Genomic DNA, 13597 nt, shown 5'->3' with positions numbered 1-13597 from the left:
CCCGTGTGGCTTGAGCCAAATGGATCCTCTGCGGCAGACCGGGGCCCTCCATCGGGAGCAAGGCATCTGGACGCACTATCAGCCGAATCCGTCATCGAGCCTTCTCCACGTCGTTCGGCGTTACGCTTCCTCTCTTTCCTCCGAAATGCCCGATGACATAGTTGGCGAGTGCAGCAATTTCCGCGTCCGACAGAGATCTTGCGAAACCAGGCATGGCCGTCGCCGCCGAGCCGTTCGGATCCGAGGTGCCTTTCAGGATCACTTGCACCAGATTTGCGCCGGTCTCGTCAGCCACAGAATGTGAGCCTGTTAACGCCGCTCGCGCGCTGTTTTGTCCACTTCCATCCCAGCCGTGGCAACTTGCGCATGCTCCGGCGAATATCTTGCGACCCAAACCGCCAGGCCCATCGACCGGCTTCCATGGTTCGGAGGCCGATGCCGGCGTGGCGCCAGCGGTGATGGTGCTGCTTGCATAGCTGCTTTTCCGCGGCTCGACTGATCTCAAGTAAGTGACGATTGCATCGACATCCGTTTCCGGCAGATGGCTTAGGCTGAGATCTATGGCCTGTCGCATAGCTCCTGCGGCAGGCCCGCGGCCATGTGCGAACCCTTTCCAAATATACGATTTGATCTGTTCGTCAGACCAGCTTCCGATGCCTGTTTCAAGGTCTGGCGTGATGTTCCAGGCAGTCCACCCCTCGAGACTACCACCCGACAACGCACTCCCCTGCTTCCTTTGAAACATCAGGCCGCGCGGAGTGTGGCATTCGCCACAATGAGCCAAAGCCTCGACTAGGTAAGCGCCGTTATTCCAGGCTTCACTCTTGCCGGCGTCTGTCTTGAACGGAGCCGAGGGCACGAACAACAGCTTCCATCCCCGCATCACGTAACGCTGGTTGAAAGGGAAAAGCAGCTCGTTCTCTGGAGGACTGCTATTCACCGGAGCAAGGGTGTCGAGGTAGGCCTTGATCGCGAGTACATCATCCGTCGCCAACAGTGCGTAAGAGGTGTACGGAAACGCGGGATAAAGATCCTCGCCATGCTTACCCACGCCGGATCGCACCGCCCGGACAAATTCGGCATCTGTCCATGTCCCAATACCCGTCTGATCGTCAGGCGTGATGTTCGGCGAATAGAGTGTTCCGAACGGAAGCTCGAACCCGAGCCCACCAGCGAATGGCTTGCCTCCTGGCGCGGTGTGACATGCCTCACAATCGGCGGCGGTCGTAAGATATTTCCCCCTTGCGATCAGGTCCGGCCCCTTGGGCTGCGAAATGCTCGCGGCAACCTGCGGGAGCCCGTGAGGCCAGAAAAAGAAGGCGGCCGCCCCCACTGCTACAATGAGTGCGATGGATAGAAGCCCAATCACAACTTTCCTGAGTCCGCTCATGGCCGCCCCGCTCGATCGAGGCTGGTCAATGCGATTGTCTCGGGGACCCGGTCGCGGTTGCCCTTCCTGGCCAAGCTCGACTTGTCGATCGGTGTCGAACGCAATCGAACGCCGGTGGCCGCAAAAATCGCATTCGTCAGCGCGGGTGCAGCGGCAGCCGTACCCACCTCCCCAATTCCGCCCGGAGCTTCGATGCTCGGCATCACAAAAACCTCGAAAGCCGGAACCTCGTTCAGGCGGATTTGCCGGTAGTCATGGAAGTTACTCTGCTCGACCTTGCCGTCTTTGAAAGTAACGCCGTTGAAAAGCGCAGCCGACAAGCCGAACAGCACGCCGCCCTGCATCTGCGCGGCGATGCTGTCGGGGTTAATCGGAACGCCACAATCGACCGCGGCAGTCGCCCGGCGGAGATAGATTTCGCCGTACTCATCGACCTCAACCTGTACGACAAGCCCCATGTATGAACCGAAGCACTGATGGAGCGAAACGCCGCGGCCGTGACCTTGTGGAAGCGGCTCGCCCCAATTCGAGGCGCGAGCTACCTTGTCCAGGACGGCCCTGGCGCGTGGATTGTCGCTTAGAAGTGCTCTGCGATATGCTACTGGATCGAAACCGGCAGCCGAGGCGAGTTCATCGATGAAGCCTTCCACGACGAACACGTTATGTCCTTCCCCGACGCCGCGCCACCAGTTCACGGCCACTGGGCTATCCTGTCGAAGCCACTCCCACTTCGCTGCGGGAATGCGATAAGGCTGGCTGACGGAACCCGCGACCAGATCCGGATCCAGTTGACCTTCAGGCCAACCTTTTCGCGTGAAATATTGGAGGACCGTCGATCCCGTTGTGCGGTGATGGAACGCTTTGGGAAAGCGCGTCTTCTCGTCCAGCGTTGCGACTACGCGATCGCAATAGGCGGGTCTGAACCGGTCGTGCTGGATGTCCTGCTCTCGGGTCCAGATTATCTTGAGCGGGTAATCTGCCAGCTTTGCGAACCGCGCCGCTTGCTGGACCGTGTCTACAGCCAGACGTCGGCCGAAGCCCCCGCCGATGAGATAGGAGTGAATATTTACTTGCTCGGCCCGAAGGCCGAGAATCTCGGCCGTGACAGTCTGAGCATCAACTGGCACCTGTGTGCTGACCCAAACATCGCATGCGTCCGCTCTCGCATGTATGGTCGTATTGATTGGCTCAAGGGCCGCATGTGCGAGAAAGGGCAATTCATATGTGGCTTCGATGCGAATTCCACTGGCAAGCTCTTCGTCGGGATTCCCCTGCACTTTTGCGACGATTGGCGTCGCCTTGCAGGTCCGCAGCTCGTGCCATAGATCGGCGGACGACAATGTTGCATGCGGCCCGGGGTCCCATTCAACCTCTAAAACGTCAAGGCCCTTCTTTGCCGCCCAGTAATGCTCTCCGACAACCGCTACCGCGTCCTCAATTTCAAGGACATCGAGTACGCCGGGCAAAGCTCGGGTTTCGCGATCGTTTATCGATTTGACTTTTCCGCCGATGGTGGGACAGATCTTGATCGCGGCATAGCGCATACCCGCCACTGCGACGTCTATCCCGAACTTAGCCGTTCCGTTGACCTTTTCGGGCGTGTCGACGCGCCTTAAAGGCTTCCCGATCAACTTAAATTCGGACGGCTTCTTCAACGTCACTTCCGTGGGGACAGGCTGTGCCCGGGCGAGTTCAACGAGCGATGCATAGGACGCGCTGCGCCCACTCGATTGATGTAGGACAGTCGCCCGGGAGGCACGGCATTCCGATGCCGCGACCTGCCACTGCTCCGCAGCTGCGTTCACCAGCATAGTCCGTGCTGCCGCACCTGCCTTTCTGAGCGGATCAAAAAAAGCACGCACCGATGTCGATCCACCCGTGATCTGGTTCTTGAGAATCGACTGCCCATATGCTCCAAGATCTGCCGGAGCCAGGGCGACCTCGATTTGGTCCATACCGACTTCCAGCTCCTCTGCCAGCAACATCGCTTCGGTTGTCGCGATCCCCTGTCCCATCTCGGAACTCGGTACGACGAGCACGATGCGGCCGTCTCCTCCGATGCGAATAAAGCCGTCGGGGACAAACCCGTCGAACCCAGAGGCGGCCGCATCAGTCGCGCCTGCCGCCAGCAGCCCTTTTTCATCCACCATCGCGCTGGCCCTCTTCGGGAGGGCAAAGCCCAGAAGAAGCGCTGCACTTGCGAACAGAAATTCCCTGCGGCTGGCCAGGAGTGGGGATGTTGCGTCGAGTACGCCGATCGATTGCATGTCAGGCATCCTTGATCGCAGCGCGTATTCTGACGTAGGTGCAGCACCGGCATATATTGCCGGACATGGCAGCGTCGATTTCCGCATCGTCGGGTGCCGAGTCTCGTGACAAAAGGGCAGCGGCGGCCATAATCTGGCCCGACTGACAGTACCCACACTGGACGACCTCGTGTCTCAACCATGCGTCCTGGATACGCCGACCGGCCTCTGTCTCGGCCACGCCTTCAATCGTGGTTATGTTTCCCTGGATGTCGCCGATCGGAAGCACGCAAGAGCGTACCGGCTTTCCGTCGAGGTGGACGGTGCACGCTCCACATTGCCCCACACCACATCCGAATTTAGTTCCCGTCATCCCCAGAAGGTCGCGTAGCGCCCACAGCAGCGGCATATCCGAAGGACCATCCAGTTCAATGCGCTTGCCGTTTATGGTGGCTGGTATTGACATACTCGGTTCCTCTTGAGCGCAACTCAACGCCTGCGATTGTTAATTCTCCATGCTGATTTATGTAGAGATACGCGAGGCTAAGAGGCTTTATACCGCGGTATAGTCCTGGCTTGGGCCAACCGCGCGGACGCGTGGTATCGAAGACCTCGTACAGCCACACTGTTATCGAAACGACATCCGCTCAACTGGTTTTAGCGACGTTCTATCGGAACAATACCCGCATTCAGGCAAAGGTCGGCATCACGACGCTCCGAGTATCGGCAGTCCACCCCCGGGGTTCGTTGAAGCCGCCGTCGTCCGCGTTCGCGAGAGTTTGGGACCGTTCGAACGACAGGTGCAGCGAGACGTCCCTTATCAAATCTACCAGGGTCCTCGCCTGCATCTTTTTCATCAAGTTTGCACGGTGCACTTTCACGGTGATTTCGGAAATTCCAAGTATGGCGGCGATCTGCTTGTTCAAAAGTCCGTCGACAACGCCCTCCAAGACCTCGCGCTCTCGTGACGTCAAGGAGTGAAAACGCCGGTCAATCGCGGCCTTGGTACGATTGATGCCGGCACGGTGCCTATACGCCAGAGCAGCGGCGCAAACGGCGTCGAGGACTTCCTGCTCCCGGAACGGTTTTTGGAGGAAGTCGAATGCGCCGGCCTTCATCGCGCGCACGCTCATGCTCACGTCCGCGAAACCGGTCATGAACACGATCAGGGACTGCGAGCCTCGATGCGACAGGCGCTGCTGGAGATCAAGGCCACTCATCCCCTGCAGCCTTACGTCCAGCAAAATACAGCTGGGTTCGACCGTAAGTGGAGATGAGAGAAACTCGAGGGCTCCTGCGAACCTCACGACCGAAAACCCCACATTCTCGATCAGATCCGCTACCAGCATGCGAGTATCCGGATCATCCTCGATGACTGCAACGCAGCCCAGTTTATGAAGATCATCGTTCAGAGTGGAACTCGTTGCTCGCCTTGATGCAGAAATCATCATTGGGCTTCCCCTCTCGCGCTTCGACACAAGTCAAGCTTACGCGTGTTTCCCCAAGACAAAAGTTGAAGTCAGTGAAATCGTGTCAAACGGTGCAAAAGCGGAGGCAAACCCGCTTTGACAATTGTCCGCCGGCGTCTTTCCCACCACGGCGGTACGCCGGGATGAAAGCTTGCACTGTCGACGCAAGATCAGCAACGGCACTGGTCCAGTCATCGCCGGAGCAAGGCGAGCTAGTTTTCAGGACTTATCGACCAGCCGCAGCCATCCAGCGATGGCCGTGGCGCCGTTCGTACCGTCAGGTGTGGAAGACGACCATCTTTTCGGACGACATCTCGTCCATGGTGTACGGAATACCGCCAATACCGTAGCCTGACTCGCGCCGGCCCGCGAAGGGCATCCAATCCGTCCGGAAGGCGGTATGATCGTTGATCATCACAGCGGATGCATCGAGGCGTTCGGCCGCGTCCAGAGCCGTCGAGAGGTTTTGGGTAAAAATGCTCGATTGGAACGCAACCGGTAGAGAGTTCGCCTCCGTAATTGCATCGTCGAGGCTGTCAAAACCGTAAACGCATGTGAGCGGGCCAAAAACCTCGTGCGTCGAGACCTTCGCGGTCTTGGGTGGCTCAACCAGGATGCAGGGCTTCAGGGTCGTCGGCGACAGTTGCTCGCCCCCGAATTTCTGGGCGCCGCCTGTCACGGCTTCCGCGATCCAGGTCGCCACGCGGTCAACCTCTCTTGGTTTAATCAGCGGGCCGACCTCCGTCTCCGGCAAGAGCGGATCCCCAACGATAAGCCGATCGACCCGCTCCCGAAAGAGCTTTGTGAACTCATTCATGATCGATCGGTGGGCATAGATCCGCTGAACAGACACGCAGACTTGGCCTGCGTGATAATAGCCGCCCTTCGCCAGCGGCTCTATCAGTTTCTCGATGTCGGCCGAACGATCGATGATAACTGGCGCTACGCCACCATGCTCCAGTGCACAGCGGGCGCCGGCCGCGAGTTTGGACCGGAGGCTCCATCCAACTGCCGCCGATCCGATGAAGCTAAGAAAGGCGATGCGCGAGTCTGTTGCGAACACCTGCGCCAGCCCGTTTTCTTCCGGCAAAAATGTCTGCACCCATTCGTGAGGCATTCCAGTTTCGTGAACGAGCTTCACGAACTCGATGCAATTGAGTGACGTTGCGGTGGCCGGCTTGATAATGATTGGGCAGCCAGTTGCAATTGCCGGGGCTATCTGGTGGACTACAAGATTCAAAGGGTGGTTGAACGCCGAGATGGCGGCAACGACACCGATCGGCTCGACGAGCGTCCAGGCACGCCGATTGTCGCTAGCCGCAGTCAACCCCATGGGGATTTCCCGCCCACCCCTGGTGCGGAGATAGTCCGCAGCTGCTCGCACGCCATCGATTGCTCTGCCGGTTTCGATCAGCGCGTCGGTTAGAGGCTTGCCTCCTTCCTGCGCGATCAGACGACCGAATTTTTCCCTCCGTTCTTGCATCAGCGCCGCAAGCCTATGCAAGATATCCAAACGCTGATGCGGCTTCAGCCAGCTGCTACGATCCTTGAAAAGTTTGAATGCGCTGGAGAGCTTCTTCTCCAGGGCGGCTGCGTCGTCGCTCTGAACATCTGCAAGGTGCTTCCTGTCATAAGCTTGAACGATCTCGATCATGGTTCTATCCTGCTTCGAGAGTTTCTTTCGCATCGGCACCAAAGCCGAGGCAGGTGATCGGCGGCAGCGATGGCCCTTGGCGTAAGGCTAGCGGCTGCTTCGGGCTTCGGCGAGTTAAGGCTGGTTATTTCGTGGGAAATCATGTTCAGCTTACGAGCGCCATATCTACCCGCTGTCGCAGCAGCGAGTTGGCCGCTCGTAGGTCGGCGGTCTCGAAACCGTCCTGAAAACTCCGCACGACTTCCGCAAGGTTGCTGAAACCTTCTTCGGTCGTTTTGAGACCCATCGACCTGTCGGCGTTTATCCGGGCAAGATGCAGTCGAAGCTCCCACCCCAGCGCCGAGGTTCTTCGCGCAATTGCCGTACCATCGTTTAAAAGGCGATGTACCGCATTGAAGTTCGAGTGTGGCGACGAAAGAAGGATCATAGCCTTCGTTCGTAAAAGCTCCGGCAGGAGGTAGGTTCCCCCAGCGCGTTCGCATAGACCCAATGCAGTATCGATGGCCGAAATCGCTTCGGTATGCTCGCCGGCGATGGAAAGTCCCTCTGCAAGGGCACGAAGGGACCCGAATATCATACTCTGAAAGCCAATCGAACTCACGGATCGCAGCTTCCCTCGCAACAGATCAATACTCTGCTCCGCTTCGCCACGAATGACAAGAAGTTGGCCGCGCACCGCCATGCCAGCGTCATGGTATCCGGACAGATTGCCATTTGTTGCCGTCAGTTCAGCCAGTTCATCGGTCAGGATATCTGCTCGATCTAGCTCGCCGCTGTACAGGAAAATGAATATGCCCATAAGCAGGCTCAAACATAAGGCGGCCGGTTGGCTTCTTGCCTCCCCGATAGCACTTTCGGCCATCTGCAACGCTGTTTCCGGGGAGCCTCGGAGCCAGGTCACGCGCGCTTGGGCGATCTTCGCTAGCGCAAGATGGGCCTGCTCGAAGTACCCCAATCTCGACGGAGAAAATCCGGTGGTTCGCGCGAGGCTATAATTGTAAGTGGCTGCAGCCTCCAATTGCTCTCCGAGCATATGGTACACTGTTCCCAGCATCCAGCCCGCCACAATATTGTCGTTCGAACCACCGTGACGATCAAGCTTGTGAGCGTAAGCTTCTGCAACGTTGAAGCCAGAACGGAAATCGCCCTGCTTCAGATGGTACAACCCCAATCCCGCCAGCAGATGAGCTTCTATACGATAGTTTTTGAGACGACGACTGAGCTCCAGTCCGACATCGAATAAGCTTGCAACTCCCGTATCGCCGCCATGCCCAAAGAGCGTTGCGATCGCAAGGCTCTCCAGAAGCTTAAGGTGCAGCTCCGTGTTTTGATGTTTGGGCGGCAAAAGCTCTAACGCGCGTTGGCACCATCTTCTACACTCATCGAACTGCATCGAATCCTGGAAGGTTTCGAGCAGGAGACAGCATGTCTCTGCTCCGATCTCGGCGTCTCCGCCTTCGGAGAAGGCCCACTCGAGCGCAGCGCGTACATTTCCAATGTCGAAGTCGTGAAGCGACGTGTTTTTATCCGATCCGCTCTCGCGAGCCCGCATTCTTCTTAGGTAAAAAAGGGCATGCCTTCGCTGGGTTTCGTGCCGCTTGGGTTCGTGCGCCAGCTTGAAGGCCGCGTATGTTCTGACCATCTCCCGGAGTTTCAGCGCGCTGGTTGTCTGATCCACTCCCGCCGACGACACCATGGATTTGTCGACCAGCTCACTTATCGCCACTGAAACGTCCGCATCACTTATTCCGGATCCAGCAACGACATCCGTCGTCGCATCTATCGTGAATTCGCCGGCGAACACAGATAGCCTGTTCAAAACGGTTTGCGTTTGCTTCGACAGCAGAACATAGCTCCAGTCGAGCAGTGATTGAACGGTTTGGTGCCGAGGTGTCGCGTCCCTGTCGCCACGCCAACGGAGCGTCAATTGATTATCCAACAGCTCCAATACTCCGTCCAATCCATAAATACCAACGCGGCTGGCCACCAGTTCTATCGCGAGGGGATTGCCGTCCAACCGCCGGCAGATTGCAGCGACGATGGCTGCCTCCTCGTCAGCGAGAGCCGCTTTATGGCCACCGTCTACGGCCCGGCTCATGAAAAGCTCAACCGATGGCCACGCCAGAGCGTGGTTCGCGGTCATCCGTCCCGTATTGGGAGGAGTTCCCAGGGGCCGCAATAGATACACCGCCTCCCCCGTGACCCGCAGTGCCTCGATGCTCGTCGCAAGCACATGCGTCGAAAGTGAATGTTTGAGGACGAACGAAACCGCATCGGCAACCCCGTTGATGACATGCTCACAGTTGTCGACGATCAAAAGGCTTCGCCTTTTAGAAAGCCATGTAACCGCGTCACGAAGCGGATCTCTGCTTCGCACACTTGGATTGACCGATGATGCGATAGCGGCCGCGACTAGAGCATCGTCCGTGATAACACTGAGATCCACGAACCTGATCTCATCGAAGTTCGGGAGGCTGCGTGCCAAGACTGTGGCAAGGGTGGTTTTACCGACCCCACCAGGTCCAACTACCGTGATTAATCGGCGCTCCTGGACTGCACGCTCCAGCTCTTCAAGATTGGAAGCACGACCCAAGAACTTGTCCGAGCGAAACGCGATCGGAACCTTGATCTCGGGTCGGATAACGGCGGAATCGCCGAAAGCTGCTTCATCGGAAATATCGTCGGAATGCGCAGAGGATACGTCCTGTTGCATTTCGACAGGCATCACGAAGCTGTAGCCCCTGCCCGCGATGCTGGCAATATATCGGTCGCCGTTGACGCCGCAACCTAACTTACGGCGAAGGTGGGCCATCTGGACACGTACATTGGAGTCTTCAACGCTCAGACCGGCCCAAGCACGAGCCATCAGTTCGCGTCTCGAAAGGATCTCACCTTGTTTGTTGACGAGCGCGACCAACATATCGAAAGCACGGCTGCCGATGGGCAGCTCACACCCGTCCCGCTCGAGTATCCGCGAGATCGGATTAAGGCTGAAAGGGCCGAATTTGAAAACGCCGTTCACGACACGCCCCCTTGTGTGACCGCAATCGCTTGGCGATCGAGGCCCTGCACACTTGTCCGGTGTCGGCAGTCTACAGGATGTGAGAAAGGCGGGGGGTAAAAACAGGTAAATAATAGTAGCCGCTACCGCCGTGAGAACTAAATGCCGTCGGTCGGAAGGTAACTTTCCCTGCGTGGACACGATTTCGCCTGTTTAACGCTCTTTTACCGTGTTTTACGCACGTCTTCCAAGGCAACCTGATAATTTGTCTGTCGGTGATCGTCCCGTTCGTGATCGGTAGGCTGTTAGATCAGAGGACACGATATGACAAAGGTTAAGGTTTACGCGGTTCTCACGGCAAAACCGGGAAAAGAGTTAGAATTGGAAGACTTGCTAAGAGGCATGGCTGCACCTTCGCGGGTAGAGAAAGGTAACTTGCGCTACGATCTTTGGCGAGACACCGCGGAGCCGAGGCGTTTCATCCTGGACGAGATGTACGTCGACGCGGAGGCTAACTCCTCTCACCGTGAAACTCCTCATTTTCAAAACTACGTGGGCAAGATCAGCGAACTCGCGGATCGATCCGTTTATACCGTGATAGCCGTCGACGTGATTGACGTATGAGCGTGAGATTCACTGCTTTTTACAACGCTTAATTACTCTCGATCGAGATACGGCGTGAAGATGACGCATCCATCGACAGATACGGGTCCGAAACATTTTTCCACTCCATTAAGGATGCGACCGATGCTCGACAAAGCCTATCACGCTCAATGCGCCGCGGTTAACGTTCATTCCTCCGATCCCGTGGAACGCGGGCGGTGCCGCCTGACACTGCTGTCGCTGGCTTTGGGCAGTTTCTGCATTGGCACCTCCGAATTCGCCAGCATGGGTATCCTCCAACTGTTTTCCGAAAGCCTTGGGATAAGCATTCCTACTGCGACGAACGCCGTGACTGCCTACGCATTCGGAGTGGTCATCGGCGCTCCGCTTGTCACGCTGGCGGCTGCACGATTGAACCGTCGCACCCTGCTTCTCATGCTTATGGCGCAGTTCGTATTGGGGAATGTCCTGTCCGGATTGGCGGCCAACTTGGAGATGTTCGCACTCGCTCGATTCATCAGCGGCATGCCGCAAGGTGCTTATTTCGGGGCGGGAGCCGTTGTAGCCACCTACGTCTACGGCCCTGGCCATACCGGCAAGGCTTTTGCTCTGGTGATGATGGGACTGACCATAGCGACCATCGTCGGCTCGCCGCTCGCGACGCTCCTCGGCCAGACGGTCGGCTGGCGAAACACCTACTTTACAGTGTCGGGCCTCGGCGTGCTATCGTTCCTGGCCCTCATGGCGTTCGTGCCGAAAACTGCCGCTCTCAACGGCAGCTCGGTCATACAGGAGCTTAGCGCTCTGCGTAAGGGAACAGTATGGATGACCATGTTTGTCGCCGCTCTCGGCGTGGCGAGCATATTTGCGATCTACACTTTCGTAGGACCGTTGATCACGGATGTCGCCATGCTGGAAGCAGGATGGATCCCGATCGCACTTGCAGTTTTTGGAATCGGAATGACTGCAGGCAACTTTCTCGGCGGTCGTCTCGCCGACGCGTATCCCGCACGTGGTCTACTGCTCGGATTCGGCGTAGCGGTCGTCGTACTCGCAGCACTGGCCACGTTCGGGTTCAAGCTTCCCATCCTATTCGCCGGCTTTTTCCTGGTCGGCGCAACGATGTTCACCGCGATACCGACTATCCAGGTCAGACTGACTAAATTCGCTCCCGAAGCGCCCACCCTTGTCGGCGCGATGAATTTGGCGGCACTTAACCTGTCCAATGCGATCGGGGCATGGTCGGGCGGCCTCGCGATTGCGAGCGGCTTCGGCATTCTCTCCGCTGCTTGGGCGGGTTTTTGCCTCACGCTCGCCGGTCTCGTCGTCTTCACCGTGACGTTGACTCACCGCCCACGTCTGGCAACCGCTTAGACCATTACACATCGCGGTACTTCGGTGCGTAGGGGCAAACGTACGGCAAGAGGAAGCCGTGTTGGGAGCAGCAACAATGTCCAAACCAAAGCTTTTCACGCCGATAAAGATAAAGGGCCTCATACTGGCCAATCGGATTGTCATTGCGCCAATGTGTCAGTACTCCGCCGAAGAAGGGAACATGAACGAATGGCACCTGATACATCTGGGCAAGCTTTCCCTGTCTGGCGCGGCGCTCTTGACGATCGAAGCGACTGCCGTTCTCCCGGAGGGCAGGATTACCTATGGAGATCTCGGCCTCTACAACGATCAGAATTACGCGGCTATGAGTTTAACCCTCGAAAGCATCCGGCGATGGTCGGACATGCCTATCGCAATTCAGCTCAGTCACGCCGGCAGGAAGGCGTCGACCGAGGTACCCTGGAAAGGTGGCAGCCAGTTTGCGCCAACTGACGGACTCGGCTGGCAAACATATGGCCCATCGGCGATATCCTACAACGCTGACCAGCTGCCACCCGTCGCTTTGGATAAAGAGCGACTGAAACGCGTTCGCGATGCATTTGGAACTGCCGCGGCGCGAGCCGACAAACTCGGCATCGACATCGTGCAACTTCATGCCGCACATGGCTATCTGCTTCATCAGTTTTTGTCACCGTTAGCCAATCAACGCACTGACGAATACGGCGGGAGCGTCGAGAACCGCATGCGCTTTCCCTTAGAAGTTTTCGATACGGTCAGGGCGGCATTCAATCAGAAGCCGGTTTCAGTGCGCATCTCTGCGACGGATTGGGTTCAGGGAGGCCTGACGCTTGAAGAGTCACTCGTGTTCGCACAAGAACTCGAAAAGCACGGCGCTGGGGCGATACATGTGTCCAGTGGAGGCCTCCATCCCGCGCAGAAGATCGCGGTAGGGCCTAGCTACCAGGTCCCGTTGGCACGCGAGGTACGGAAGGCCATTGGCATCCCCGTCGTCGCGGTCGGCTTGATAACCGGCTACGATCAGGCCGAAGCAATCGTCGGCACTGGTGATGCCGACATGGTGGCGCTGGCGAGAACCATTTTGTTCGATCCGAACTGGCCATGGCATGCTGCTGCGGAGCTAGGGGGTAAAGTTCGTGTGCCAAAGCAGTATCTTCGCTCGCAGCCCAATCGCTATCGCGAGCTTTTCGAGACGGAATGACACTTTGACGTTGGGAAATGCCGCTCCCGGGGGCTTGACGGCCGTGATTGATTTGCCCTCGCCCGATGCGATCAATGCCTTATGGCAGGCCGAAGTAGCCTCCAAGGCTTCGTAATAGATCCGCGGCGGCTATTCCTTCGAGTTGCCGTCTCCATAGCAGCGGATTTCGCTCGGGAACACGACGAAGCACAATTACGTTGTTTACCGCAGTTGATTGGGAATCGAACCGGAAATTCATTTTTATCGAAACGGTCGACGCTTCAAGAATATTCATGTCTGGAGACTGAAGAGAAATTCCCACGCGCTAACGCCACAATGCCGAAATTGGCACGGCGGATAGGCGTTCCCCGAAGGGGGTCACCTTGTCATGATCATACAGGACAATGCCTGAAACGAACCTCGCTCCACATGCCTCGGCCAACATTCGCAATCCGGAAAAATCGGAAGTCGAGACGGATGTCGCTGCATATCTCCATCACACCGCCAGGCGACCAGCATTTTAACGAGCGGAAAGAATCCAAGCTCTTGAAATGGTTCGAACCAACAACCTTTCCTGAAATTTATCTAACCTGGAGCGACGAACAGCGAAGACGATTATTCGCACTCGAGGATGATGGCCTGTGGGCATCAATGAATTGATCCGTTAATTTTCTGCAGCGACAGCAACAGACTGTCGAGAT

General features: G+C 57.2%; 10 protein-coding genes and 1 pseudogene. 4 read left to right on the top strand and 7 right to left on the bottom strand.

Annotated features, from left to right (window positions below; all coding sequences use genetic code 11):
• Positions 1–91: 91 nt before the first annotated feature.
• The 6 genes from PH552_RS01275 to PH552_RS01250 all read right to left on the bottom strand — a co-directional run bounded on the left by PH552_RS01275 (position 92) and on the right by PH552_RS01250 (position 9781).
• The gene (locus PH552_RS01275) at positions 92–1390 is read right to left on the bottom strand and encodes a c-type cytochrome (RefSeq protein ID WP_113248535.1); all 1299 of its coding nucleotides are present in this window, start codon (positions 1388–1390) and stop codon (positions 92–94) included.
• On the bottom strand, positions 1387–3657 hold the full coding sequence (locus PH552_RS01270; RefSeq protein ID WP_113248534.1) for a xanthine dehydrogenase family protein molybdopterin-binding subunit: 2271 nt from the start codon (positions 3655–3657) through the stop codon (positions 1387–1389). The genes PH552_RS01275 and PH552_RS01270 overlap by 4 nt, the downstream gene beginning before the upstream one ends.
• Position 3658: 1 nt before the next feature.
• Positions 3659–4102, bottom strand: a complete 444-nt coding sequence (locus tag PH552_RS01265) for a (2Fe-2S)-binding protein (RefSeq protein WP_112342921.1) — start codon at positions 4100–4102, stop codon at positions 3659–3661.
• Between the two features lie 223 nt (positions 4103–4325).
• Positions 4326–5087: a response regulator transcription factor gene (locus tag PH552_RS01260; RefSeq protein ID WP_246698576.1), complete on the bottom strand. Its 762-nt coding sequence runs from the start codon at positions 5085–5087 to the stop codon at positions 4326–4328.
• A gap of 295 nt (positions 5088–5382) precedes the next feature.
• Positions 5383–6759 carry an aldehyde dehydrogenase family protein gene (locus PH552_RS01255; protein WP_112342922.1) on the bottom strand — a complete coding sequence of 459 codons (1377 nt, stop codon included), beginning with the start codon at positions 6757–6759 and terminating at the stop codon, positions 5383–5385.
• Positions 6760–6904: 145 nt separating this feature from the next.
• On the bottom strand, positions 6905–9781 hold the full coding sequence (locus PH552_RS01250; protein WP_113249237.1) for an ATP-binding protein: 2877 nt from the start codon (positions 9779–9781) through the stop codon (positions 6905–6907).
• A gap of 303 nt (positions 9782–10084) precedes the next feature.
• Between PH552_RS01250 and PH552_RS01245 the strand changes: the two genes are divergently transcribed.
• From PH552_RS01245 to PH552_RS01235, 3 genes are all read left to right on the top strand, one after another.
• On the top strand, positions 10085–10384 hold the full coding sequence (locus PH552_RS01245) for a putative quinol monooxygenase (protein ID WP_112342924.1): 300 nt from the start codon (positions 10085–10087) through the stop codon (positions 10382–10384).
• Between the two features lie 123 nt (positions 10385–10507).
• Positions 10508–11737, top strand: coding sequence for an MFS transporter (locus PH552_RS01240; RefSeq protein ID WP_112342925.1), 1230 nt, complete (start codon positions 10508–10510; stop codon positions 11735–11737).
• Between the two features lie 76 nt (positions 11738–11813).
• Positions 11814–12917: an NADH:flavin oxidoreductase/NADH oxidase gene (locus PH552_RS01235; protein ID WP_112342926.1), complete on the top strand. Its 1104-nt coding sequence runs from the start codon at positions 11814–11816 to the stop codon at positions 12915–12917.
• Positions 12918–13221: 304 nt separating this feature from the next.
• Here PH552_RS01235 and PH552_RS01230 read toward each other — a convergent pair.
• Positions 13222–13383: pseudogene (locus PH552_RS01230) on the bottom strand (ATP-binding protein); the annotation flags it as partial.
• On the opposite strand from PH552_RS01230, the gene PH552_RS01225 reads away from it, so the two are divergent.
• Positions 13374–13556, top strand: a complete 183-nt coding sequence (locus PH552_RS01225; RefSeq protein WP_112342927.1) for a hypothetical protein — start codon at positions 13374–13376, stop codon at positions 13554–13556. The pseudogene PH552_RS01230 and the gene PH552_RS01225 sit on opposite strands and share 10 nt — an antisense overlap.
• Positions 13557–13597: the final 41 nt, after the last annotated feature.

It is taken from the genome of Rhizobium aureum (assembly GCF_030182495.1).
GTDB classification, from domain to species: domain Bacteria; phylum Pseudomonadota; class Alphaproteobacteria; order Rhizobiales; family Rhizobiaceae; genus Rhizobium; species Rhizobium tropici_C.
This window is presented reverse-complemented; position numbering and strand designations above follow the sequence as displayed.

Excerpts from the sequence above, each read along its gene's own strand:
- PH552_RS01260 (WP_246698576.1), bottom strand. The coding sequence starts at position 5,087 with ATGATGATTTCTGCATCAAGGCGAGCAACGAGTTCCACTCTGAACGAT.
- PH552_RS01275 (WP_113248535.1), bottom strand. The coding sequence starts at position 1,390 with ATGAGCGGACTCAGGAAAGTTGTGATTGGGCTTCTATCCATCGCACTC.
- PH552_RS01255 (WP_112342922.1), bottom strand. The coding sequence starts at position 6,759 with ATGATCGAGATCGTTCAAGCTTATGACAGGAAGCACCTTGCAGATGTT.
- PH552_RS01225 (WP_112342927.1), top strand. The coding sequence starts at position 13,374 with ATGTCGCTGCATATCTCCATCACACCGCCAGGCGACCAGCATTTTAAC.
- PH552_RS01240 (WP_112342925.1), top strand. The coding sequence starts at position 10,508 with ATGCTCGACAAAGCCTATCACGCTCAATGCGCCGCGGTTAACGTTCAT.
- PH552_RS01265 (WP_112342921.1), bottom strand. The coding sequence starts at position 4,102 with ATGTCAATACCAGCCACCATAAACGGCAAGCGCATTGAACTGGATGGT.
- PH552_RS01235 (WP_112342926.1), top strand. The coding sequence starts at position 11,814 with ATGTCCAAACCAAAGCTTTTCACGCCGATAAAGATAAAGGGCCTCATA.
- PH552_RS01245 (WP_112342924.1), top strand. The coding sequence starts at position 10,085 with ATGACAAAGGTTAAGGTTTACGCGGTTCTCACGGCAAAACCGGGAAAA.
- PH552_RS01270 (WP_113248534.1), bottom strand. The coding sequence starts at position 3,657 with ATGCAATCGATCGGCGTACTCGACGCAACATCCCCACTCCTGGCCAGC.